This is a genomic window from Kitasatospora sp. NPDC096147 (assembly GCF_044763225.1).
Classification (GTDB): Bacteria; Actinomycetota; Actinomycetes; order Streptomycetales; family Streptomycetaceae; genus Kitasatospora.
The window spans coordinates 231024-253308 of the sequence record NZ_JBIWFX010000009.1 but is presented as its reverse complement, the minus strand read 5'-3'; the positions used below and the strand labels follow the sequence as shown (position 1 = coordinate 253308).

At 74.9% G+C, this 22285-nt stretch carries 23 protein-coding genes; 16 read left to right on the top strand and 7 right to left on the bottom strand.

Features of this window, described 5'->3' with window-relative positions:
* Positions 1-27: 27 nt before the first annotated feature.
* The gene (locus tag ACIRBX_RS26895) at positions 28-1350 is read left to right on the top strand and encodes an SMI1/KNR4 family protein (RefSeq protein ID WP_402300265.1); all 1323 of its coding nucleotides are present in this window, start codon (positions 28-30) and stop codon (positions 1348-1350) included.
* Between the two features lie 154 nt (positions 1351-1504).
* Here ACIRBX_RS26895 and ACIRBX_RS26890 read toward each other — a convergent pair whose 3' ends face one another.
* Positions 1505-2149 carry a GNAT family N-acetyltransferase gene (locus ACIRBX_RS26890; protein ID WP_402300263.1) on the bottom strand — a complete coding sequence of 215 codons (645 nt, stop codon included), beginning with the start codon at positions 2147-2149 and terminating at the stop codon, positions 1505-1507.
* A 37-nt stretch (positions 2150-2186) separates the two neighbouring features.
* Complete coding sequence (locus ACIRBX_RS26885; protein WP_402300261.1) at positions 2187-2894, bottom strand: molybdate ABC transporter substrate-binding protein; 708 nt, start codon at positions 2892-2894, stop codon at positions 2187-2189.
* A gap of 47 nt (positions 2895-2941) precedes the next feature.
* On the opposite strand from ACIRBX_RS26885, the gene ACIRBX_RS26880 reads away from it, so the two are divergent.
* The 8 genes from ACIRBX_RS26880 (at position 2942) to ACIRBX_RS26845 (ending at position 10556) form a co-directional block, all read left to right on the top strand.
* A complete protein-coding gene (locus tag ACIRBX_RS26880; RefSeq protein ID WP_402300259.1) occupies positions 2942-3721 on the top strand; it encodes an IclR family transcriptional regulator in 780 nt (259 codons plus the stop codon).
* Between the two features lie 191 nt (positions 3722-3912).
* On the top strand, positions 3913-5130 hold the full coding sequence (locus ACIRBX_RS26875; RefSeq protein ID WP_402300256.1) for a 4-hydroxybenzoate 3-monooxygenase: 1218 nt from the start codon (positions 3913-3915) through the stop codon (positions 5128-5130).
* A gap of 171 nt (positions 5131-5301) precedes the next feature.
* Entirely contained in the window at positions 5302-6321 is a 1020-nt protein-coding gene (locus tag ACIRBX_RS26870) for an amidohydrolase family protein (RefSeq protein ID WP_402300254.1), read from the top strand.
* Between the two features lie 19 nt (positions 6322-6340).
* On the top strand, positions 6341-7030 hold the full coding sequence (gene ligK / locus ACIRBX_RS26865; RefSeq protein ID WP_402300252.1) for a 4-carboxy-4-hydroxy-2-oxoadipate aldolase/oxaloacetate decarboxylase: 690 nt from the start codon (positions 6341-6343) through the stop codon (positions 7028-7030).
* A 3-nt stretch (positions 7031-7033) separates the two neighbouring features.
* On the top strand, positions 7034-8050 hold the full coding sequence (locus ACIRBX_RS26860; protein ID WP_402300249.1) for an amidohydrolase family protein: 1017 nt from the start codon (positions 7034-7036) through the stop codon (positions 8048-8050).
* A 6-nt stretch (positions 8051-8056) separates the two neighbouring features.
* Positions 8057-9355, top strand: coding sequence for a protocatechuate 4,5-dioxygenase subunit alpha (gene ligA, locus ACIRBX_RS26855; RefSeq protein ID WP_402300247.1), 1299 nt, complete (start codon positions 8057-8059; stop codon positions 9353-9355).
* A gap of 2 nt (positions 9356-9357) precedes the next feature.
* A complete protein-coding gene (locus ACIRBX_RS26850; protein ID WP_402300244.1) occupies positions 9358-10323 on the top strand; it encodes a Gfo/Idh/MocA family oxidoreductase in 966 nt (321 codons plus the stop codon).
* 83 nt (positions 10324-10406) lie between these two features.
* Positions 10407-10556 (top strand): hypothetical protein, encoded by a 150-nt coding sequence (locus tag ACIRBX_RS26845; protein WP_402300242.1) that lies wholly within the window; start codon positions 10407-10409, stop codon positions 10554-10556.
* Positions 10557-10615: 59 nt separating this feature from the next.
* Here the strand turns inward: ACIRBX_RS26845 and ACIRBX_RS26840 are convergent, their stop codons facing one another.
* Positions 10616-11824: a serpin family protein gene (locus ACIRBX_RS26840; protein ID WP_402300240.1), complete on the bottom strand. Its 1209-nt coding sequence runs from the start codon at positions 11822-11824 to the stop codon at positions 10616-10618.
* A gap of 209 nt (positions 11825-12033) precedes the next feature.
* Here ACIRBX_RS26840 and ACIRBX_RS26835 point away from each other — a divergent pair, with 209 nt between their 5' ends.
* The 6 genes from ACIRBX_RS26835 (at position 12034) to ACIRBX_RS26810 (ending at position 16987) form a co-directional block, all read left to right on the top strand.
* The gene (locus ACIRBX_RS26835) at positions 12034-12387 is read left to right on the top strand and encodes a hypothetical protein (protein ID WP_402300238.1); all 354 of its coding nucleotides are present in this window, start codon (positions 12034-12036) and stop codon (positions 12385-12387) included.
* A gap of 142 nt (positions 12388-12529) precedes the next feature.
* Positions 12530-13660 (top strand): hypothetical protein, encoded by a 1131-nt coding sequence (locus ACIRBX_RS26830; RefSeq protein WP_402300237.1) that lies wholly within the window; start codon positions 12530-12532, stop codon positions 13658-13660.
* Positions 13661-13777: 117 nt separating this feature from the next.
* Complete coding sequence (locus tag ACIRBX_RS26825; protein WP_402300236.1) at positions 13778-14542, top strand: SOS response-associated peptidase; 765 nt, start codon at positions 13778-13780, stop codon at positions 14540-14542.
* A gap of 229 nt (positions 14543-14771) precedes the next feature.
* Entirely contained in the window at positions 14772-15422 is a 651-nt protein-coding gene (locus ACIRBX_RS26820; RefSeq protein ID WP_402300235.1) for a DUF1062 domain-containing protein, read from the top strand.
* A gap of 370 nt (positions 15423-15792) precedes the next feature.
* Positions 15793-15921: a hypothetical protein gene (locus tag ACIRBX_RS26815; protein WP_402300234.1), complete on the top strand. Its 129-nt coding sequence runs from the start codon at positions 15793-15795 to the stop codon at positions 15919-15921.
* A gap of 28 nt (positions 15922-15949) precedes the next feature.
* A complete protein-coding gene (locus tag ACIRBX_RS26810) occupies positions 15950-16987 on the top strand; it encodes a serine hydrolase domain-containing protein (RefSeq protein ID WP_402300231.1) in 1038 nt (345 codons plus the stop codon).
* A gap of 114 nt (positions 16988-17101) precedes the next feature.
* Here the strand turns inward: ACIRBX_RS26810 and ACIRBX_RS26805 are convergent, their stop codons facing one another.
* On the bottom strand, positions 17102-19501 hold the full coding sequence (locus tag ACIRBX_RS26805) for a ricin-type beta-trefoil lectin domain protein (protein ID WP_402300229.1): 2400 nt from the start codon (positions 19499-19501) through the stop codon (positions 17102-17104).
* A 205-nt stretch (positions 19502-19706) separates the two neighbouring features.
* Between ACIRBX_RS26805 and ACIRBX_RS26800 the strand changes: the two genes are divergently transcribed.
* Complete coding sequence (locus ACIRBX_RS26800) at positions 19707-20309, top strand: DUF309 domain-containing protein (RefSeq protein ID WP_402300227.1); 603 nt, start codon at positions 19707-19709, stop codon at positions 20307-20309.
* Between the two features lie 222 nt (positions 20310-20531).
* On the opposite strand, the gene ACIRBX_RS26795 is transcribed toward ACIRBX_RS26800, so the two are convergent.
* The 3 genes from ACIRBX_RS26795 to ACIRBX_RS26785 all read right to left on the bottom strand — a co-directional run bounded on the left by ACIRBX_RS26795 (position 20532) and on the right by ACIRBX_RS26785 (position 22171).
* A complete protein-coding gene (locus tag ACIRBX_RS26795) occupies positions 20532-20753 on the bottom strand; it encodes a DUF6458 family protein (RefSeq protein WP_402300225.1) in 222 nt (73 codons plus the stop codon).
* Between the two features lie 109 nt (positions 20754-20862).
* On the bottom strand, positions 20863-21516 hold the full coding sequence (locus ACIRBX_RS26790; RefSeq protein ID WP_402300223.1) for a class F sortase: 654 nt from the start codon (positions 21514-21516) through the stop codon (positions 20863-20865).
* Complete coding sequence (locus ACIRBX_RS26785; RefSeq protein ID WP_402300221.1) at positions 21503-22171, bottom strand: hypothetical protein; 669 nt, start codon at positions 22169-22171, stop codon at positions 21503-21505. Before ACIRBX_RS26785 ends, ACIRBX_RS26790 begins: the two co-directional genes overlap by 14 nt.
* Positions 22172-22285: the final 114 nt, after the last annotated feature.

Genomic DNA, 22285 nt, shown 5'->3' with positions numbered 1-22285 from the left:
ATCGGTGCGGGGGCGGAGGAGCGGGCGATGGACCGGACGCAGTGGCGGGAGTTCCTGGAGCTGTGGAGTGCGGAGTGGATCGCCGCACACGACCCGGAGCACGACCGGCCGGCCGCACCGGAGGTGCTGCGGTCCGGCTGGCTCGGCTTCGGCGCGGCGAGCGAGGCCCAAGTCGCCGCCGCCGAGGCCCGGTTGGGCTGCCGACTCCCGCCGTCCCTGCGGCAGTTCCTCCTGGTCACCGACGGCTGGCGGGACACCGGCGGCTTCGTGTACCGCCTGGCCGGCACGGCGGAGCTGGACTGGCTGAGCGACACCCCGGACCGGCACTGGGCCGACGGGTGGGAGGGAACGCTGGACGCCGAGGTGTTCGGCCGGTCGCTGCGCCTGTCCCTGGAAGGGGACCTGGCCGTCATGCTGCTCGACCCGCAGGACGTGGACGAGCACGGCGAGTGGGCCGGCTACTGGCACGCCACCTGGACCGCAGACCGGGCGGAGAGGTCCGGCTCATTCGCGGAGCTGATGCGCAGTCAGTGGGCCTCCTTCCACGCACTCCGGCAGCCGCCGGGCGTGACCCGGGACCACTGGGACGCGGAGGTCGAGCGCGGTCGGCACTTGGCCCTGGCGGGGGAGACCGAGCAGGCGGTCGCACTGTTCGCGCGGGCCCGCTCGTTCGGCCGGCGGCGGGCGGAGGTGCTGACTGCCCAGCTGGGGCTGCTGTCGGCGGGGGCGGACTGGCCCCGGCAGCTGGACAACCTTCTCAACGGCGCGCACCGCTTGGAGGGTCTGCTGACCGACCCGCTCTTCGCCGAGGAGCTCCTCCCGCTCCTGGTGCCGCCCGGCCGGGCCGCCCGGCCCACCGATCAGTGGCTGCTGACGCTGGTGCGGGCGAACGCGCCGGAACCGGTGCGGACGCTGATCACCGAGTACGAAGCCCGGGCCGCTGCACCCGGTCTCCGACTCCGGTTCGGCACACCGGAGTTCGACGCGGCAGTGCACGCGGTGCTGGACCGGCTGCTGGCCGTGCCCGCCTGCCGCGAGCTGATGACCCCGAAGCCGACCGTACGGGCCGATCAGCCCGGGATGATGTACGTCTACGTCTGGACCGGGCCAGGCGAGTGTCCCGAGCCCGAGCCCGAGCCGGACCCGGCCGAGCTGCGTGCTGCGGTCTACGCGGAGGTCTGGCCGGACCTGCTGGACGCGATGCGGCTCTGGCGGCCCGTCAGCCCGGACCACGTCGCGCCGGTCTCGCTGCTGGCCCACCCCGTGCTGGCCGATCTGCTCACCCCGGAGCGCGGGCACCGGCTGCTCGGCACCGCCCGTGGTCCGGCTTCCGGCGCGACCGGCGGCTGACGGCGGGGCGGCGGAAATCCCGTTCGCAGGCGGCGCTCCAGGTCCTCCGAGCCGAACCTGAGCAGGCCGGTGCAGGCCGCCGGACCCACTACGGAGCCGACCGGGCCGCTCGCTCCGGCTCCTCGACCTGATCGCCGCCGGAGCTGTAGCGGCGTCAGAGGCCGAACGCGGCCCGGCAGTCGGCGGTCAGCCCGGTCACGGTGACGGTGGGGTGGTCGCCGGCGGACCAGGCGGCCCGGGTGAGGCGCAGGCGGTCGGAGACCAGGGCCTCGTCACCGCGGGCGTCGACCGAGATGCCGTCCGGCCGGTAGCCGAGCTTGCGGGAGACCGCCTGCGAGGAGTGGTTGTCCTGGAAGACGGTGGAGAGCGCGGCGTGCGCGCCGAGGTGGTGGAAAGCGAGGGCGAGCAGACCGGCGCGGGCCTCGGTGCCGTGGCCCCGGCCGTGGTGGGGGAGGCCGAGCCAGGACCAGGTGGTGACCTCGCGGACCACCCGGAAGTCACGGCCGTTGAGGCCGACCAGGCCCAGTGGGCGCCCGTCCAGGAAGACCCCGAGCTGGAGCCCCCAGTCGGTCGGGCTCCACTCGGCGAGGTCCGACCAGAAGCCCCTGAGCACGCTCGACTCCCGTTCGGCCGGTGACCCTTCGGTCCAGGGGGTGAGGAACGGCCGTTCGCCGGGATGGTGGACGCCCTCGCCCGCGAGCCGTGCGAGGGCGCAGAGCTCGGCCTCCCGGGGAAGGCGGAGCTCCAGGCGGGGCGTGTGGATGGTCAGGCCGTACGTCGGCCACAGGTCCGCGAGCATCCGTCCATGGTCGGGTCCACGGCCGGTCGGGCGCACCTCAATTCGGCCCGGGTGCGGCGGTGCCGGTGGACGGGCGGAGGCCGTGCGCCCGGGCTGACGCCCCGTCGGCGGCCAGCAGCGGCAGCAGGCGGCGGGCCCGTTCGGGGTCGGGCGCGGTGGCGAGCACGGCAGCCGAGAAGGTGGAGGTGATCGCGGTGTCGCCGGGCAGCCGGCCGAGGAGGCGGACGCCCGGGTGGCCGGCCAGCTCGCTCTGCTGCTGGAAGGCCAGGTCGGCGGTGCCGTCCGCCAGCAGCGCCGCGACCGGGACGCCGGGCGGGGTCTGACGGAGGGTGAGGCGGCCGGTGAGACCGAGGCGGCCGACCAGGGCGAGCAGGGCGGTGCCGCTGGGGCCGGTGGAGTGGGCGACGGCGGTGGCGGAGAGCAGCAGGGTCCGCAGGTCGGCCGGGCTGTCGAGCGGCCGGGCCGGGTGGGCGGCGGGGACGGCGGCGACGGTGTCCGAGTCCCAGAGCGGGAGCGGCACGGTGGCGAGCAGACCGTCCCGGTGGAGGGCGGTCAGCGCGTCGTGGGCCAGCACGGCCAGGTCGGCGCGGGCGCCCGCCCGGATCCGGCGGGCGGTCTCGACGCCGCCGGCCGCCTCGAACCGGACCGGCAGGCCGGCGGCGGCCAGTGTGGCGGTCAGCGCGTCGAGCAGGGGACGGACGGCCATCGAGGAGAGGCCGAGCAGGGTGGGGTGCCGGTGGTTCACGGGGATGCCTCTGCTGCTGGTCGGAGGTGGTCTGCAAGACTGGCCGGATGAGTACGACCCGGGTGACAGCGGCGGGCAAGGTCCTCCAGGTGCTGGCGCTGTTCGACCGCGAGCACCCCTCGCTGACCCTCTCGGAGATCGCCCGCCGCTCCGGCCTGGCGATCAGCACCGCCCACCGGGTGGTCACCGAGCTGGCCGGCTGGGGCGCGCTGGAGCGGGCCGAGGACGGCTCCTGGCACGTCGGGCTGCGGCTGTGGGAGATCGCCTCCGGCTGCCCGAGGACCCAGATCCTCCGGGACGCGGCGCTGCCGTTCATGCAGGACCTCTACGAAGCGACCCACGAGAACGTCCAGTTGGCGGTCCGCGAGGGCACCGAGCTGGTCTTCGTGGAGCGGATCGCCGGGCACCGCTCGGTCGACCTGCTGACCATGGTCGGCACCCGCTTCCCGGTCGCCTCGACCGGGATGGGGCGGGTGCTGCTGGCGCACGCGCCGAGGGAGCTCCAGGAGGAGGTGCTCGGCGCCCCGCTGCGGGCCTGGACCGAGCACACGGTGACCGATCCCGCCGCGCTCCGGGCGCAGCTCGATCTGATCAGGCGGGAGCAGGTCTTCGTGAGCGACCGTCAGCTCCAGGAGGCCACCGTGGCGGTGGCCGCCCCGGTGCGGACCGGGCGGACCGGGCCGGTCGGGGCGGTGCTGGGCATCGTGGTCGCGGCCCGGGGCACCGATCGGGGCACGGACCGGGTGCGCGGGCTGCGCGAACCCCTGCTGCGGGCGGTGCACGGGATCTCCGAGGAGTTGGGGCGGCGGGCCCGGACGGCGCTCTGACGTCTCCGATCCTGCGTGGGCGGGCGGCGCCGTGGGCGGTGGTTTCCGCCTGACGGAAAGGGTGGCGACGGCGCGGGGCCGCAGGTGTCAGCGTTCGGGGCGTACCCAGAACCCCCACCCTCCAGGGAGCCGCCGTGCCTGCGTCAGCCGTGTCCGTGTCGGGGCCCGCGCCGGGGTCCGTGGCGGCGCCCGTGCCGGGGTCCGTGCAGGCGGTCGACACCGTCACCGAGGTACCCGTGGTGGTGGTCGGGGCCGGTCCCGCCGGGCTGATGCTGGCTCATCTGCTGGGCCGGGCGGGTGTGGAGTGCGTGGCACTCGACCTGCGCACCCGTGCGGAGATCCGCACCACCCACCGGGCCGGCATCCTGGAGGCGGACGCGGCCCGGGCCCTGGTGGAGACCGGGGTGGGCGACCGCGTCCTGCGCGAGGGCCAGGAGCACACCGGCACCGAACTGCGGGTGGGCGGACGCCCGTACCGGATCGACTTCGCCGACCTGGTCGGCGCCTCGGTCTGGCTGTACCCGCAGACCGAGGTGTTCGAGGACCTCGCCGCGGCCCGCGAACGGGACGGCGGGACGGTGCACTTCGGAGTGCGCGACACCGAGGTGCTGGACGCCGGGACGGCCGCGCCCCGGGTCCGCTACACCGCCGCCGACGGTACGCGGCACGAGCTGCGGGCCCGGTACGTGGTCGGCGCGGACGGCTCGCGGTCCACCTGCCGGGAGCTGGTACCGGAGCGGCTGCGAGTGCGGCACGGAGCCGAGTACCCGTTCGCCTGGTTCGGGATCCTGGCCCAGGCGCCGCCCAGCGCCGAGGAGTTGGTGTACGCGCACTCGCCGCACGGCTTCGCGCTGATCAGCCGGCGCACCGAGACCGTGCAACGGATGTACTTCCAGTGCGCTCCGGACGGGCGGCCGGAGGACTGGCCGGACGACCGGATCTGGGCCACCCTCCAGGCCCGGATGGCGGGTGAGGACGGGTTCCGCCTGCGGGAGGGGCCGATCCTGGAGCGTGCCGTCCTGCGGTTCCGCTCCTTCGTCCAGGAGCCGATGCGCTGGGGATCGCTGCTGCTCGCGGGCGACGCGGCGCACACCGTCCCGCCGACCGGCGCGCGCGGGCTGAACCTCGCGCTGCACGACGTCGCGGTGCTCGCCCCGGTGCTGCTCCGTGCGCTCGGGCGGGAGGGGGAGGCGGCGCTGGCCGACTACCAGCCGGCCGCGCTGCGCCGGGTCTGGCGGGCCCAGCACTTCTCGTCCTGGATGACCCGGCTGCTGCACACCCCGCCGGACGCCACCCCGTTCGAGCTGCGCCGCCAACTCGGTGAACTGGACTGCGTGGTGGGCACCCGGGCGGGCCGCCGCTACCTGGCCGAGCAGTACACCGGATGGCCGTCCGCCACCGACCGCTGACCGGCCGCCGGTCGCCCCGGTCACCTGCCGCCGGGCCTCCCGCCCAGCCCCCGTCCAGCCCCCGTCCCCGTCCCCGGCCCGGGGCGGCTGCCGTCGGGTCCGGGTTCCTCCGTCCGCTGCCCGCATCGCCCGTCCGCCCGAGCCCCCGCCCCGTCATCAGGAGCGCCACCCGTGATCATCGACAGCCACGGCCACTTCACCACCGCCCCACCGCAACTCGCCGCCTGGCGGGATCGTCAGCTCGCCGCCCTCGGCTCGCCGACCGAAGCTCCCGACCCGGACGAACTGGTCCTCTCCGACGACGAGTTGACCGAGGCCGTCCGGCAGCACCAGCTCTGCCTGATGGACGAGCGCGGCACCGACCTGATGGTCTTCTCACCGCGTGCCAGCTTCATGGCCCACCACCTCGGTGACTTCTCGGCCTCCGCCGCCTGGGCCCGGATCTGCAACGACCTGGTGCACCGGGTGGCCACTCTGCTGCCGGACCGCTTCGCCATGGGGGCGATGCTCCCGCAGTCGCCCGGCGTCGATCCGGTCACCTGCCTGCCGGAGCTGCGGCGCGCGGTGGAGCAGCTCGGCGCGGTCGCGGTCAACCTCAACCCCGATCCCTCCGGCGGCCGTTGGACCGCCCCACCCCTGACCGACCGCAGCTGGTACCCGCTCTACGAGGCGCTGGTCGAGTACGACGTCCCGGCGATGATCCACGTCTCCACCTCCTGCAACCCGGCCTTCCACACCACGGGTGCGCACTACCTGAACGCCGACACCACCGCCTTCATGCAGCTCGTCCAGGGTGACCTGTTCGCCGACTTCCCGACCCTGCGGCTGATCATCCCGCACGGCGGTGGCGCCGTCCCCTACCACTGGGGCCGGTTCCGGGGCCTGGCGCAGGCCCTCGGACGGCCCGATCCGGCCGAACTCCTGGGCCGCAACGTGTACTTCGACACCTGCGTCTACCACCGCCCCGGCATCGACCTGCTCACCGAGGTGGTGCCCGCCGAGGCGCTGCTGTTCGCCAACGAGATGATCGGCGCCGTTCGGGGCATCGACCCGCGCACCGGTCACCACTACGACGACACCCGCCGGTACCTCGACCGCACCCCCCACCTCACCGCACCGCAGCGGGCCGCCGTCTACGCCGGCAACGCGCTGCGCGTCCACCCCCGCCTGGCCGCCCGTCTCGGCCGCTGACCCCCTGTCAGGAGCTCCCGTGCAACACCCCGAACTCGGCGTCGTCCGGACCTCGATCACCCGCGCCGACCCCGCCGCCGTGGCCGCCCTCGCCGCCCACGGCGTGGCCACCGTCCACGAGGCGATGGGCCGGACCGGCCTGACCCGCCCGTACCTCCGCCCCGTCTACCCCGGTGCCCGGGTCTGCGGCACCGCCGTCACCGTGCTGCTCCAGCCCGGCGACAACTGGATGCTCCACGTCGCCGCCGAACAACTCAGGCCCGGGGACGTGGTGGTGGCCGCCTGCACCACCGAGAGCGAGGACGGATTCTTCGGCGAGCTGCTGGCCACCTCGTTCCGGGCCCGGGGCGCGGCCGGCCTGGTCATCGACGGCGGGGTGCGCGATGTCGCCGACCTGGCCGCGATGGACTTCCCGGTCTTCGCCCGTGCGGTGCACGCGCGCGGCACGGTGAAGGCCACCCTCGGGTCGGTCAACGTCCCGGTGGTGTGCGCCAACGCCCTGGTCCGTCCCGGTGACGTGGTGCTGGCCGACGCGGACGGCGTGGTGGTGGTCCCGCGCGAGCGGGCGGCGGCGGTCGCCGAGGCGGCGGCCGGGCGGGAGGCCGCCGAGGCCGGCAAGCGCGAGCGGCTGCGCGCGGGCGAGCTCGGCCTGGACATGTACGGCATGCGCGGCCCGCTGGCCGCGCTCGGACTGCGCTACGAGGACTGAACCGTGACCGTCGAGACGACCACCGAGGAGACCGGCGGGATGCCCGGAGGGCAGGCACCGGAGAGCGCACCCGCGAAGACCGTCGCGAAGACCGTCGCGAAGGCCGTCGCAAAGACCCCGGGCTGGCTGGACTGGCACCCCGCACCGAGCCGCCCCCGGCTCGCCCTCCCCGCCGGAGCGGTGGACGCGCACTGCCACGTCTTCGGCCCCGCCGCCGACTTCCCCTTCGCCGCCGAGCGCAGGTACACCCCCTGCGACGCCTCGGCCGAGCAACTGTTCGCCCTGCGCGACCACCTCGGCCTGGCCCGCAACGTGATCGTCCAGGCCACCTGCCACGGCACCGACAACCGCGCCCTGGTGGACGCCCTGCACCGCTCCGGCGGCCGGGCCCGGGGCGTGGCCACGGTCCGCCCCGACGTGACCGACGCGGAGCTGCGCGAGCTGCACGCGGCGGGGGTGCGCGGGGTCCGGTTCACCTTCGTCCGCCGGCTGGCCGACGTCACGCCCGAGGACGAGCTGCGGGCGGTGGTGGAGCGGATCGCCCCGTACGGCTGGCACGTGGTGCTCTACTTCGAGGCCGCCGACCTGGCGGAGCGGGCCGGGTTCTTCTCGTCCCTCCCGGTACCGCTGGTGGTCGACCACCTGGGCCGCCCCGATGTCGCGAAGGACGTGGACGGCCCGGAGTTCGGCGCCTTCCTGGACTTCCTCCGGGCCCGGGAGGACATCTGGTGCAAGGTCGGCTGCCCGGAGCGGCTCTCGCTCACCGGCCCGCCGGCCGTGGACGGTGAGCGGGCCGCGTACCGGGACGTGGTGCCGTTCGCCCGCCGGGTGGTGGAGGAGTTCCCCGACCGGGTGCTCTGGGGCACCGACTGGCCGCACCCGAACCTGACCGGCCACATGCCGGACGACGGCCTGCTGACCGACCACCTGGCCCACCTCGCACCGACCGGCGAGCTGCTCCGACGGCTGCTGGTCGACAACCCGATGCGCCTGTACTGGCCCGAAGAAGAAGGGAGTTGACGAGGGATGGACGAGCGCGCGTACCGGCGGGTGCCGGGCACCACGATCTTCGACGCCGAGCAGTCCGCCAAGGGCTACCACCTCAACCAGTTCTGCATGTCGCTGACCACCGCCGAGAACCGGGCCGCCTACCTGGCCGACGAGCGGGCCTACCTGGACGCCTGGCCGCTGCGCGAGGAGCAGCGGCGGGCACTGCTGGCACGTGACCTGAACGCCGCCATCGCGGAGGGCGGGAACATCTACTTCCTCGCCAAGTGGGGTGCCACGCTGGGCCTCTCGTTCCAGCAGATGGCGGGATCGATGACCGGCCTGACCGAGGCGGAGTACCGCGAGATGATGGTGCGCGGCGGACGCCCGGCGGGGGAGCGGCTGGACCACGCCGTGCTGGAGGCGGCCCACGCGGCCGCCCCGGGCGGGCCGCACGCCTCGGTCTCGGCCGCGCTGTTCACTTCGCACGTGCCCGCCATCGGTGCGGCGATGGACCACCGGAAGACCCAGGAGCCTTACTGGCAGCCGGTGTTCGCCGGATACGAGCCCACCCGGCAGTGGGCCCGGGAGCACGTGCCGGACGTGGTGATCCTGGTCTACAACGACCACGCCAGCGCCTTCGACCTCTCCCTCGTCCCGACCTTCGTGCTCGGCACCGGCGCGTCCTTCCCGATCGCCGACGAGGGCTACGGCCCGCGGCCGGTGCCCGAGGTGGAGGGGGATCCGGAGTTCGCCGCCCACCTGGCGCACGAGCTGATCCGGGCGGACTTCGACCTGACACTGGCCCAGGAGCTGCCGGTGGACCACGGGTTGACGGTGCCGCTCTCGCTGGTCTTCGGCGAGGTGGAGCGCTGGCCCTGCAAGGTGATCCCGCTGCACGTCAACGTGGTGCAGTACCCGGTTCCCTCCGGCGCGCGCTGCTTCGCGCTCGGCCGCGCGCTCCGCCGGGCCGTCGCCTCCTACCCCCGGCCACTGGACGTCCAGGTCTGGGGCACGGGCGGGATGAGCCACCAACTCCAGGGCCCGCGAGCCGGGTTGATCAACCGGGAGTGGGACGCCGCCTTCCTCGACCGGCTGGTCGAGGACCCGGCCGGGCTGGCCGCCGTCCCGCACCTGGACTACGTCGAACAGGCCGGTTCGGAAGGCATCGAGCTGGTGATGTGGCTGATCGCGCGCGGTGCGCTGAGCGACGTCGACGACGGCGGCTCCGTCACCGAGGAACACCGCTTCTACCACGTGCCGGCGTCCAACACCGCCGTCGGCCACCTGATCCTGACCGACCACGGGCGGGCCGCCGGGCCCGCCGAGGAGGAGTGACCATGAGCAAGCAGCAGCCCCTGCGGATCGCGCTGGCCGGCGGCGGGGCCTTCGGTGCCAAGCACGCCGCCGCGCTCCGGCGGATCGAGGGCGTGGAGCTGACGGCGGTGGCCAGCTCCGGCCAGGACGCCGCGCGGCGGTTCGCCGAGGAGCACGGCATCGGGCGGGCGGTCGACGGCCTGGAGGCGGTGCTCGCCATGGACGACGTGGACGCGGTGGTGCTGGCCACCCCGACCCCGCTGCACGCCGCCCAGACCCTGGCCTGCCTGGCGGCCGGCAAGCACGTCCAGGTGGAGATCCCGCTGGCCGCCTCGTTGGCCGACGCGGAGGCCTGCGTGGCGGCCCAGCAGCGGACCGGCCTGGTCGCGATGGCCGGGCACACCCGCCGGTTCAACCCCAGTCACCAGTGGGTGCACCAGCGGGTGGCGGCCGGGGAGTTCACCCTCCAGCAGCTGGACGTGCAGACCTACTTCCTGCGCCGCAGCAATCTCAACGCACTCGGGCAGCCGCGGAGTTGGACCGACCACCTGCTCTGGCACCACGCCGCCCACACCGTCGACCTGTTCGCCCACCAGGCGGGCTCACCGATCGTCCGGGCCCACGCCCTCCAGGGCCCGCTCCACCCCGAGCTGGGCATCGCGATGGACCTCTCGGTCCAGCTCAAGGCGGCGAACGGCGCCCTCTGCACCCTCTCGCTCTCGTTCAACAACGACGGCCCGTTCGGCACCTCGTTCCGCTACATCGGCGACACCGGCACCTACCTGGCCCGCTACGACGACCTGCTCACCGGCCACGAGGAGCCGGTCGACGTCAGCGGGGTGGCCGTCTCGACCGACGGCATCGAGCTCCAGGACCGTGAGTTCGTCGCCGCGATCCGGGAGGGCCGGGAGCCCGAGGCCTCGCTCGCCCAGGTGCTGCCGTGCTACCGCGTGCTGGCCGACCTGGAGCGCCAACTTGCGGACGGCTGACGGGTGGTGGGCCGGGTGGTCGGTTCTCGCCGGTCGGTGTTGGGTGCTCGGTGCCCCGGTCAGTCGAGCGGCGCCTGAGCGGGGTGGCCGTCTCGACCGACGGCATCGAGCTCCAGGACCGCGAGTTCGTCGCCGCGATCCGGCAGGGCCGGGAGCCCGAGGCCTCGCTCGCCCAGGTGCTGCCGTGCTACCGCGTGCCGGCCGACCTGGAGCGCCAACTTGCGGACGGCTGACGGGTGGTGGGCCGGGCGGTCGGTTCCCGCCGGTTGGTGCTGGGTGCTCGGTGCCCCGGTCAGTCGAGCGGCTCCCGGTAGGCGGTCGGCTCGGCCACCCAGCCGGCCGCCAGCACCACGCGGGAGTGCCGGTGGATGGCCAGGAAGCCGAACGGGCGGTCGTAGCAGACGGTCACGTCCCGGATCCGGTACGGCGGGCGCCGGGTGTCCAGCCCGGCGCCGGCCATCCCCAGCGCCGTCACGGCCGCCGCCTCGAAGCCCTTAGCCCGGAAGGAGGCGATCGCCCGCTGGCGGGCCGAGGCGATCGCCAGCGGCTCGCTGCGGCTGATGCCCGGGAAATGGCCCCGGGCGGTGTCGGAGGCGGCGCCGAGGCCGAAGGGTGCGGCGGGCCGGAGCAGGTCGTGCTCGGCCTCGAACCCGAAGGACACCGTCCTGGCGTTCAGGAGCGGATCGGGGTGCCAGCTCCGCCGGTGCTCGAGGTACATGCCCGGACCGGCCTCCGAGGCGGGCACCACGTCGGCCGTGACCCGCTCCACCCCGCGACCGGAGAGCGCCGCGATCCCGGTCCGGAGCACCTCGGCCGGGGGCCGGCCCTCCTCGCCGAGCAGCAGCCGGACCTCCAGGTCGTCGTACCCGAGCACGGACAGCTCGGTGACGGCCCCGGCCTCGCCGCGCAGCACCGCCGCCCGGTCCAGGAGGCCGGTGGTCCGGTCCAGCCCGGCCCAGTGCCGGTCGGCCCAGGGGCCGACCTCGGGCAGGCAGAGGCCCTCGTAGAACGGGCGGATCCACCGGGTGCGCAGGCTCAGGCCGCTGGCCAGCACCAGCCGGGTCTGCTCGTCCAGATCCACCGGCATGGACGGGATCAGACCATTCGTCACCTTCTCGGCCCAGGCGTCGAGGCGGGTCCGGTCAAGGCGGCTGTCACCGGTCAGCTCCCCGAGGGTGGCCTCCGGCAGGGCGGCCACCCACGCCGGCTCCGGCACCGCCCGGCGGTCGGTCCACAGACCCACCGCCGCGGCGACCCCCGGCATCCGGCCGAGCTCCGCCAGCAGCTGCCGGGCCCCCTCGGCGGCGGCCCCGGCCGGCAGCCCGACCGCCTCCGCCAGCTCCTCCCGGGCGTCCCCGCCCGCCCCGTCCGCCAGCAGCCCGAGCAGGGGCCAGACCCCCACCGGGGAGAACACCGTGTTCCGCCCCTCCGCCACCGCCACCGACGCCCACCGCGCGGCCAGCGCGTTCACCGCGCCGACCACCGCCCTGCTGCTGCCCATCCGTCCCCCTGGCTCCTGAGGCTCCCGCCCCGTACCGGCCGGGCGATCCTAGGGTGCCGGGGAGGCGGCGGCGTACCGGATTTCGCCCGAGCGGCCCGGGGGCTCGGTCGCCGCAATCCCGGCAGTGCACGCGCCCCGCCGGTGGGGGCTGCCGTCGGTGCCTCGTGGCGGACCCGGCGGTGGGCGCTGACGGTGCCTACTGTGGGCTGGTGGACAGTCAGCACGAGTACGCCGTGTACGGCCCCGCCGGGCCCCTGCCCGAGATCGGCGGTCGCACCGCCTGGCACACCGCCGTCAGCGTCGGACCGGGCCTGGCATCGGTGACCGTGATCCGCACCCACCCGCCGGACCCCGGTACCGCCGACCGGACCTACCGTCCGGCCCGGCTGGTCTGGCGCGGTGAGGAGGTGGAGCGCCGTTCCGCCGGCGGCGGTTCCGACGGGCGGGTGAGTGAGAGCACGGAGACCTTCACCGTCCCCGGTGGTCCGCTTCCCGGCGTGGTCGGGCTCACCGTGCACGCCGCCGACGGCACGCCGCACACCGTGTGGCTGGACCGGCTCTGACGGTCCGTCATCACTCTTGCGGCGGATCGCGGTTGCCGGGGCGGAGGCTCGACAACGGGTCGGGTGGGGCGGTAGACAGTACGGAGGAAACGGGGCGGTCCGGCGGGGGCTGTGGGGAGGCCGCCGACGACGGGGGTCTTCCATGATCTGGATCAAGGGGCATCGGTTCGACGCGGCGCAGCTCGCCCGCATCCCGGCCGCTGCCGCGTGGGCCGCGGACGAGTGGGTCCGCGACTACGAGGATGAGGCGGAACTGCTCGCGCACCTCCAGGGGCGCACCGACCACCTGGGCACCCTGCTCCTCGGTGACGAGCAGGTCTGGGTGCGGGTCCCCGTCACGGGGAACGTGGTCTTCGCCGAGGAGCACCACCAGCTGCGCTTCGCGGACCTCATCCCGTGCCTCGGCATCCGGGACTTCGTGGACGAGTCGCTGCTCGCCGACGCGGACGCCTTCGGTGACCACCTCCGGGCCGCCTACCACCACGAACTCGGCGGGTTCTTCCGGAAGACCCTGCAACTCGCCGCACCGCCCGAGAAGCTCGGTCGCTACGGCGTCGAGTCCCTGCTGCCCAAGATCGCGCCGCCGCTCTTCGCGCTCAGGACGCAGCTGCGCCTCGCCGCGGACCCGGGCACGGCCGGCACGCCGGAGGCGCAGCGGGGGCTCAGGAGCCTGACCGAGCCCGCGCACGTGTGGGCGGCCACCAGGTACGCGCTGCGGCTGGCCTGGGCGCTGGCCCAGGACGAGGCGCTGCCCGGCGAGAGCTTCCTGGTCGCCACCGGCAGGCGGGCGGAGTCCGACGAGTCCGCGTTCGGGGCGGCCTGGTTCGACCTGATGCCCGAACTCGACTCGTTCATGACCTCGTTGGGATCGCCCGCCTCCTCCGGCGACGACCTGCTGCGGGATGCCGAGGTCTGGTCACCGCTGCACCGCTTCGCGTCCCGCACGGGGGACTGGCTGTCCACGGTCCTGTCGAAGGAGGTCAGCGGAGGAGGCGCGGGCTTCACCACGCAGGCCGACCAGGAGGCCTGGCGGCTGCGGACCTGGCGCGAGTTCCACATGCGTCGGAACGTGCAGGCCGCCTTCGGCCGCGGCACCCGCTTCGTCGGCCTGGGTGCACACCACGCCTCGACCCTGGCGCGGGGGAGGCAGCTGGGCGATGCCGCCCTCTACGACCTGCGTGGTGAGGGCGCCGAGAAGCTGCCGGGCCTGACGGGTGCCCGCACCCTCACCGAGCTCCTCACGCACACGCGGGAGCTGCGCGGCGGGAAGTGACCGGGGCGGTCCGTGCTGCCGACCGGTGGGTGGGCGCCCGTTCCACCGGGACGCCACGCTCTCGGGGCTCGGCGGTTCTGCTGACGGCTCGGGGTGCGGGAGGGGAGGATGGGACGCATGTGCGGTCGCTTCGTCTCCACCTCCAGCCCGTCGGACATCGCCGAGCTGCTGCGGGCCGTGGTCTGGCCGTCGGCCGAGAGCCTGGCACCGTCGTGGAACGTGGCGCCCACCGACCCGGTGGCGGCCGTGCTGGAGCGGGTGGACCGGGGGACCGGTGAGCTGACCCGGCGGGTCGAGGCGCTGCGCTGGGGACTGGTGCCGTCCTGGGCCAAGGACGCGAAGGGCGCGGCGCGGCTGATCAACGCGCGGGTGGAGACGGCCCACGAGAAGCCGTCGTTCCGCAAGGCGTTCGCGGCCCGGCGGTGCGTGGTGCCCGGAGACGGCTACTTCGAGTGGAAGCCGGTCGCGGCGGCGGACGGCCGCAAGGCCTTCAAACAGCCCTACTACCTCCACCGCCCGGACGGCGGACCGCTGTTGATGGCCGGCCTGTACGAGTACTGGCGTGACCGCGCGGTGGCCGAGGACGACGACCCGGCCGCCTGGCTGGTCACCTGCACCCTGCTCACCACCGAGGCGGTGGACGCGGCCGGCCGGGTGCACGACCGGATGCCCGTCACCCTGCATCCCGACCACCTGGACGCCTGGCTCGACCCCGAGCTCTCCGCGCCCGACGAGCTGCGCGCTCTGCTCTCCACCCCCGCCGCCGAGTTGGCCATCCGGCCGGTGGGCACCGCCGTCAACAGTGTCCGCTCCGACGGCGCCGAGCTGCTCACCGAGGTGGCGGACCCGCTGGCCGGCGTCAGCGGCGGCCACTACTCCTGACCTGCCCGCCGGGCCGGAAAACCACTTGCCCGGACGGCGGATGGCACGCAGGATCGCGCCATGGACAAGTGACGGCTGCCCCACGTGGCGACCACCCTCCGCGCTCCCGACCCCGGCTCCGGCGAGTCCGCCCCGGGGCGGTGAGGCGCACCCTTCCTGAGCATCCGTCAACCGGCGGAGGCGCGGCCCGTGCTGCGCCCGGCCGCCGGGTCCAGAGAGCGACCACCTCATGCATACCAACCGCAAGGCCCGCTGGGCCGTGCGCCGCTTCGGCCTGCCCTCCGTCGTCCGGCCCTGCCCGGACTGCCCCGCCACCCGGCACCGCCCGTCCGGCAGGATCCGGGTCAACGCCAGCGGCAAGCTGCTCGATGTCTGGCTGCTGCTCAGCTGCGCGGGCTGCGACCGGACCTCCAAGGTGCCGGTGCACGAGCGGACCCACGTGTCCGCGATCGACCCGGCCCGGCTGATCGCCTACGAGAACAACTCTGCCGCTGTGGTAGGGGAGTTGACGATGAGTGCGGCGCTCGCCGCGAAGACCGGATACCGCCTCGACTGGACCGGCACCTGGGAGCTGGACACCCGGATGCCGCTCTACGCCCTGGACGATCCACGGGACTTCGAGGTGCAGGTCCGCTTCGACCTCCCCGTTCCGGTCCGGGCCGAGCGCCTGCTCACCCTCGGCCTCGGGCTCAGCCGGAGCGAGGTCCGCCGCCTGGTCGGGGAGGGCCGGATCGACCTCCCGCTCGCCCCGGAGGCCAAGGCCCACCGGGACTTCGCCTTCACCCTGCACGGCCCGGGCGCGGTCGACGCCGCGCGGCGTCCGTCGGCGACGGCGGCGCGCGCGTCCGTGCTCGCGGTGCGGCGGGCGCGGTCGGCGTAGCCCGGTGACGGGGTCACGGCCGCCCGGGCCGTGACCCCGTCCGACGCGGGGTGGTGACGTGGGGTCAGGAGCACGCGGCCGGCTGTCGGGGAGGATCCAGCGCCGGCTGGTGGTGTCGGCCCGGAGCTGCTCCACCGGGCCGCCGGTACAGCCGGCCGGCACCGCGCCCGTGCCGGGTTCGTGTGCGAGGAGGCCCCGTTGCTCTGTCACCTGGCGATCTGTCTCCGGGAGGCCGGAGTGCCTGCGGTGACCGCCGGGGGAGCGGCCGGAGCAATCAGGGACGGGGCACGGCTGGAGATCCGCGACGGGGAATGGCGGGTAGTGGGACAAGTGTGGTGAAGGCAGCGGCGGAGTGCCGGAGGAGATGACCGTGGGGTCGGAACTGCGGGTTGTGGTTCGGATCGGCGGGCGGTGCTTCGCGCTGCCCGAACGGGCGGACGGGGCCACGGCGCTGCTCTCCGACTCCCTCGATGCGCAGGGCGAGCGCTGCACCTGGTGACCCGGAGACGGGAGTGGAGGAGGAGATGATGACGGTCGACGGTGCGGGCATCCGGCGCTTGCTGGCGGACGGGGTCGGGGAGCGGATGTTCCCCGGCGCGGTGTGGGCGGTCGGTGACGTGGGTGGCCTCCGGGTCGGCGGCACGGCCGGGGTGCTCGATCCGGAGCGGCCCGGAGAGGCGATGCGGGAGGACACCGTCTTCGACCTGGCGAGCCTGACGAAGATCCTGGCGGTCTGGTCGGTGGTCGGCACGCTGTGGGAGGAGGGGCGGATCGAACTGGACCGCCCGCTCGGTGCGTCCTGGCCGGAGGTGGCCGGGGCCCCGCTCGGCGAGGTGACGGCGCGGCAGTTGCTGACCCACACGGCAGGGTTGCCCCTGCACGCCCGGCTGCGGGTGTCGTACGGGACCGATCCGGTGGCGATCCGGGCGGGGGTGCTGCGGGAGCGGCTGCACCGGCCGCCGGGTGAGGCGGTGGACTACACCGACCGGGCCGCGCTGATCCTCGGGTACCTGGCCGAGTACCTGACCGGCCAGACGCTCGACGTGCTGGCGGTGGACCGGATCTGGCGGCCCCTCGGGATGCGGGAGACGTGGTTCGGCCCGCTGCCGGAGGCGGTGGCGGCACGCTGTGCGCCGACCGAGTGGGACGAGGAGGCGGGCCTGCGCTGGAAGGGTGTGGTGCACGACCCGTCGGCCCGGCTGCTCGGCGGGGTCGCGGGGATCGCGGGCGTCTTCTCGGTGGCCGAGGACCTCGGGCTGTTCCTGCGCCACCTGCTGGCGCCGTCGGCCCGGCCGACCGGCTTCGGGGCGGCCTGGACGGCGGAGTCGCTGCGGGTGTGGACCGGCGGGCTGGAGCCGGCCCGGGGGCTGTTCTGGTACCCCGCCCCCGGCACGGGGGAGGCCGAGGACGTCTGGGTGCACTACGGGTTCACCGGCACCGGGATGTGGGTCTCGCCCCGGCTCGGCCGGTGGGCGGTGCTGCTGACCAACAAGGTGTACGTCACCCGCGACCGCGAGCCGATGACCACCGTCCGGAACCGCTTCCGCGAACTCGCGTTCGCATGAGTCGAGTTCGTCTGCACGGATCGCGCCGGGACGGATCGCGCCGGGAGGGCCCGGGCGGTGGGGCCCGGGCCGGAGCCGGGACGGCTCCGGCCCGAAGCCGTGCGTGCCTGGGCGTCAGTAGGTCGCGGTGAGGCGCTGCACGGTGCTGCCGGAGAGGTTGCGGGCGGTCACGGTGAGGGTGCAGGTGCCGTGGTCGTCGGTGGGCCGCAGGATCAGGTCGGCGGTGCCGTTCCCCCGGTCCTGGAAGGCGAACACCGAGTCGCAGGTCTGGTCCGCAGTGAGTGCCGGGGTGTCGCCGCCGGTGCGCGTGGTGTCGGTGGCGACGGTGAACTGACGGGTGGTCGACAGGTCGGTGGTGGCGGCGCTGGTGAAGACCGGGCGGTACTCGCGGTAGGTGTTGGTGTACCAGCGGGTGCTGTCGTTGGCGGTGGCACAGGTCCAGGACACCAGCCGGTTGCCGTCGGCGGTGCCGAAGGCGTAGTCGGCGATGCAGCGCTCGACGTACTGGCCGCTGCCGTTCTCGTTGACGGTGCCGAGGTTGCGCCAGCGGCCGTCCGGCTCCTGCGCCCACTTCTGGGTGTCGGAGGCGGGGTCGCAGGGGCGGGTCTGGATGTCGGGACCGTTCCAGCGGGCCCCGCCCGCCGCGACGTCCAGGCACATGCCGTTCTTCACCCGGAGGCTGACGGCCCGGTCGCCGGGCCGGAGCGTGGACGGGCCGGCCGGCGCGACGGTGATCCGCTGGGCGTCGGTGCGGTTGCAGCTCCGGAGCACCAGGCCGCGCCCGGCCGCCGCGTCGCCGAAGTCGGCGCACTTGTAGGCGTTCAGCACGGTGGCCAGGTCCCCGACGGTCGGCAGCAGCGGCAGCGGGCTCCACTGCTGGTTCGCACCGTTGCCGCACGGCCAGACCACGATCGGCGAGCCGTCGGCGGTCTGGAAGGCGTAGTCGTCCAGGCACTTGTTCGCGGCCAGGTTGCGGTAGCCGCCGTGGAACGGCGTCCAGCGCTGGGCCTCGGAGGCCGGGTCGCAGGGCCGGGCGTGGACGGGCGCGCTGTTCCAGCCCGCGCCGCCGGGCTGGAGGTCCAGACAGCCGGACGGGCCGATCTTGATCCGGCCGTCCTCGGACGGCACGACGGCGGTGGCGGCGGTGCCGCAGGGCTGCACGGTGACGGCCGGCCCGCCCGTGGTCACCCCGGCGCACTTGCCGCCGTAGCCGGAGAGTTCGAGCCCGTTCGGCTCGCCCGCCGGGCTGGTGACGAGCAGCGCGGTGTCGGTGGTGGCCACCTGGAAGCGGTACGCGACCGCCGGGTCGAGGCCGGTCAACCGGACCGATCCGGACGTCCCGCCCTGCCAGCTGCCGTCGGCGGCGGCCAGCTGACGGCCGGTCACCGGATCGAGTGCGCGGGCCGTCAGCCGGAGCTTGTCGGAGGAGGCGGCGGTGGTGACCCGCAGGGTGGCGGTGGCACGGTGGGCGGTGTAGTCCCAGTCGCTCCAGCTCGCGGGGGCCACCGTCGGTGCGGGCAGCGGCCGTTGCGGGGGAGCGGCCACCCAGTCGACCGGGCCCCGGGTCTCGATCCGGACCGGGCCCTGGGCGGTGATCCGGTACGCGGCGCCGTCCGGGCTGACCACGGTGGGCACCCCGTAGGCGTCGAAGGCGACCTCCTGGGCGCTGCCGCCGCGGGTGACCCCACCCATCGGCACGGTGGTGGCGCCGGAGCGGTCGCCCTGCGGCAGCCGGAGGGCCGGACGGCCGTCGAGCGGGATGGCGTAGACGTTGCCGGCGCCGTCGAGCCGCACCGTGTCGTACGGGCCGTCCACTCCACCGCCGACGGCGGTGTTGACGGTGCGCCAGCTGAAGACGGTGCCACCGCTCGGGAGGATGAACAGCTTCTGATCCAGCCCGGTGGCGTGGACGTTGTTCGCAGCGTCCACGGCGACGGAGTAGAGGCTCGACTCGTCGGGGGAGATGGGTGCGTCCGGGTGGATCTGCCGGACGAAGCGCCCGGCCGGGTCGAACTTGTACAGGTGCGGGGCGACCCCGGCCTGCCGGACGAGGTAGATCGAGCCGTCCGGGCCGACCGCCAGGTCCTCGACCACGCCGCCCGGGCCGTCGAGCGGGATGGTGGTCTCGGTGCCCGCGAGGTCCACCTTGAGCACCTGGCGCCCGTCCCAGGCGGCGAAGTAGACCGCGCCCGCCTGATCGACCGTCATGGCCGTGGCCCAGCAGCCCGAGGCGAGCGCCGAGCGGGTCGGCGCCAGCGGGGCGGCGAGGTCGGGGCGCAGCAGCGCGCACTCCTTGTCGGCGGGACCGGGTGTGCCGGCACCGAGGTGGACCCCGGCCGTGCCGGGCAGCGGCGCACCGGCCGGGCCGGCGGCCTGTGCGGGGGTGGCGGGCAGGGCGAGGAGACCGGCGGCGGCCAGCAGTGCGGTGCTCAGGACGGCCCGGAGGCCGGTGGCGAAGCCGGCGCCGAGGCCGGGTCTGCGCGCGGTGGCAGGCCGGGCGGTGGTGGAGTGCATGATCCCCCCAGGATCGGTGCGAGGTTGCGAGGTGCTGCGTCTGTGGACGGGCGTCCCCCGGCCCGGGCCGGGGTGAACCTCGGACGGGTCGGGGACGGTGGTGAACCGCGGCGCACGCGCCGGGGAGGAAGTGTAGGGCTGACGGCAGGTCGGCCACCGGGGGGTGCGGGCGCCGGGGCCGGCCGGTGCGCGGGACAATGGCGGCATGACGGAGCGGGAGCCCGAGGGTGGCGAGGCGGCGTGCTGGGTGAGTGAGGTCTGCGCGGAGTGCGGGCGGCTGCGGGCCGAGTGCGGGCACCGGGAGGACGACGAGGTGCCGCGACGGGTCGGCGGGCGGCCGGGGCGGGACCGGGACGCGCAGGGGCGGGCCCGGAACGGGCGGCCCCGGGACGGGCTCGGACGGCCGCTGCCGTACGGCAGCCAGGGGGCGCCGAGGCAGCCGGAGGGGGTGCTGCGGACGGGCGGGGAGACCTTGCGGGAGGCGCAGCAACTGCTGGACGCCGGACGGCCGTTCCACGCGCACGAGGTGCTGGAGGACCGCTGGAAGACGGCGCCGGAAGCGGAGCGGGCGCTCTGGCGGGCGCTGGCCCAGTACGCCGTCGGGCTGACGCACGCGGCGCGCGGCAATGCGAAGGGCGCCGCCACGCTGCTCGCGCGGGCGGCGGAGGGGCTGGCGCCGTTCGAGGCGGAGCCGCCGTTCGGGGTCGACGTGGCGGGAATCCGGCGCTGGGCGGCCCGGCCGGAGGCGCCCGGGACGACGGTGCCCTCGGCCGACGTCCCCGCCCTCCGGGGACGGCCGGAGGGCTGACGGGGCGTCGGACCTCCGGCCATCGCCGGGCCGGAGCTCAGGGACGGTTCCGGGGCGGGGCCCTCGGAGCCTGTGCCTCAAGGCCGGTGCCCCGGGGTCGAGTTCAGGCCCGGAGCCCGGGCTCGGAACCCAGGCCCGCAGTTCAGGGCCGGGGCGGGCGGGAGACGGGAAGCGGGCGGCGCGGCGGCGCGGGGCGTCGGGGCGCGGCCGGCTCGGTGCCCGTCAGATCTCCTCGCGGTAGCGCTCCCGGACCACCGGGGTCTCGACGCTGCCGAGCAGGCGGCGGCGCCGGTAGACCCGGGCGTAGACCACCAGGCCGAGCAGCCCGGCGATCATCATGATGATGCCGACCACGTTCAGGTTGACGCCCGAGAGCTCCCAGTCCACACCGAACGTCAGAATGGCTCCTGCGGCGAACAGGAGAATGCAGCCACCGATACCCACCGTAGGGCTCCCTCCGGACGGCGTCGGACCCGGTCGGTCCGACGCACCGGTCCGCGCCTACCCCCTTCGGGGCGGATCACCCGTGCGGGTTCCGGGAGTTGGCGGTCCGTCAGCGGGTGGCGGTGAGGTGGGCCGTGACCACCACGTTGGAGTCGTAGCCGCCGGCCTTGCGGTCGAAGCGGCCACCGCAGGTGAGCACGCGCAGCTCGGGGTGGCCGGTGGCGGCGTAGACGGCCTCGGTGGGGAAGGCTGTCTTGGGGTGGGTGCGGACGTCGGTGACGGTGAAGACGGCGGTCCGGTGGTCCTGGCGGGTGATCTCCACGGTGTCGCCCCGGCGGAGCAGGCCGAGGCGGTGGAAGACGGTCGGGCCGGTGCGGTTGTCGACGTGGCCGAGGACGACGGCCGTGCCGTCCGCGCCGGGGGCGGCGCCGTCCCGGTACCAGCCGGCCAGGTTGCGCTCGGTCATCGGAGGGGACGTCAGATGACCGGCGGCGTCCAGGCCGAGGCCGGAGACGGGGGCGTCCACCTTGATCGAGGGGATCCGGATCCGGGTCGGCGGGGAGGGCGGCAGCGCGGGCGCGTAGGCGATGGGGAAGGGTGAGCGGGCCCCGGCGTCGGCGGCGACGGGTGGTGGCGGCGGGGAGCCGGTGGTGCCGGCACCGTCGTGGACCAGCCAGCCGCCGAGCAGCACGGCCACCGCCACGGCCCCGGCGGTGAGGACGCCGGGGCCGCAGCGGACGGTGGAGTGCTCAGCCCTCGGCATGACGGGCGGCGCGGCGCCGCAGGTGGCGGACGCTGACGGCCGCCGCGCCGATCAGCAGGGCCGAACCCCCGGCGATCTCTGCCGCGTTGGGGCCGCTCCAGCTGCCGCCGCCGCCCGCGTCCACGCCGCCGACCGGGAGCGAGTCGGAGCCGGTGCCGCTGCCGCCGCCCGCACCCGTGCCCGCGCTGGAGCTCGCGCTGGGCGTGGGCGTGGGCTTGCCGGTCGGGGCGCTGCTGATCGGGAGGTCGGAGCCCGGCGGGCAGTCGACCTTGAAGACCTTCTGCTTGGCCTTGCCGTTCTCGCCGGCGAAGGTCCACTCCAGCTTGTACTGGCCGTCGGGGAGGGCGTAGTCGATCGAGCGCCCCTGGCCGCTCGCCAGGACGACCTGGCCCGGGATGTCGGGGTTGCCGTCGTCGGGCTGCTTGGAGATGGAGTAGGTGACGAGCTGGATGCTGTCGAAGTTGAGCCCGGCGACGTAGAACTTGCAGACCTTGGGCTCGTCGCTCGGGTCGGTGGTGGCCGTGGTGGACTTGTGGATCTTCACGGTGCCGTTGTCGCCGGGGGCCGCGTGGGCGGCGGGTGCGGCGGCGAGGCCGAGGGCGGTGGTGAGGAGGAGGGCGGGGAGGGCGCGTGCGGGGAGGGCGAGGCGTCTCATGGGCGGGCTCCAGACCTGGGGGACACGGCACAGGGGCCGCAGGATGCCTCAGGGTCACCCGCTGTCCGGCCGGGGCCGGGTCGCCTCGCCCTCCTCGTACTACTTTTTCACCTC

Excerpts from the sequence above, each read along its gene's own strand:
- ACIRBX_RS26830 (WP_402300237.1), top strand. The coding sequence starts at position 12,530 with ATGATCTGGATCAAGGGGCATCGGTTCGACGCGGCGCAGCTCGCCCGC.
- ACIRBX_RS26825 (WP_402300236.1), top strand. The coding sequence starts at position 13,778 with ATGTGCGGTCGCTTCGTCTCCACCTCCAGCCCGTCGGACATCGCCGAG.
- ACIRBX_RS26785 (WP_402300221.1), bottom strand. The coding sequence starts at position 22,171 with ATGAGACGCCTCGCCCTCCCCGCACGCGCCCTCCCCGCCCTCCTCCTC.
- ACIRBX_RS26840 (WP_402300240.1), bottom strand. The coding sequence starts at position 11,824 with ATGGGCAGCAGCAGGGCGGTGGTCGGCGCGGTGAACGCGCTGGCCGCG.
- ACIRBX_RS26805 (WP_402300229.1), bottom strand. The coding sequence starts at position 19,501 with ATGCACTCCACCACCGCCCGGCCTGCCACCGCGCGCAGACCCGGCCTC.
- ACIRBX_RS26810 (WP_402300231.1), top strand. The coding sequence starts at position 15,950 with ATGACGGTCGACGGTGCGGGCATCCGGCGCTTGCTGGCGGACGGGGTC.
- ligA (WP_402300247.1), top strand. The coding sequence starts at position 8,057 with ATGGACGAGCGCGCGTACCGGCGGGTGCCGGGCACCACGATCTTCGAC.
- ACIRBX_RS26895 (WP_402300265.1), top strand. The coding sequence starts at position 28 with ATGGACCGGACGCAGTGGCGGGAGTTCCTGGAGCTGTGGAGTGCGGAG.
- ACIRBX_RS26820 (WP_402300235.1), top strand. The coding sequence starts at position 14,772 with ATGCATACCAACCGCAAGGCCCGCTGGGCCGTGCGCCGCTTCGGCCTG.
- ACIRBX_RS26790 (WP_402300223.1), bottom strand. The coding sequence starts at position 21,516 with ATGCCGAGGGCTGAGCACTCCACCGTCCGCTGCGGCCCCGGCGTCCTC.
- ACIRBX_RS26880 (WP_402300259.1), top strand. The coding sequence starts at position 2,942 with ATGAGTACGACCCGGGTGACAGCGGCGGGCAAGGTCCTCCAGGTGCTG.
- ACIRBX_RS26800 (WP_402300227.1), top strand. The coding sequence starts at position 19,707 with ATGACGGAGCGGGAGCCCGAGGGTGGCGAGGCGGCGTGCTGGGTGAGT.
- ACIRBX_RS26850 (WP_402300244.1), top strand. The coding sequence starts at position 9,358 with ATGAGCAAGCAGCAGCCCCTGCGGATCGCGCTGGCCGGCGGCGGGGCC.
- ACIRBX_RS26890 (WP_402300263.1), bottom strand. The coding sequence starts at position 2,149 with ATGCTCGCGGACCTGTGGCCGACGTACGGCCTGACCATCCACACGCCC.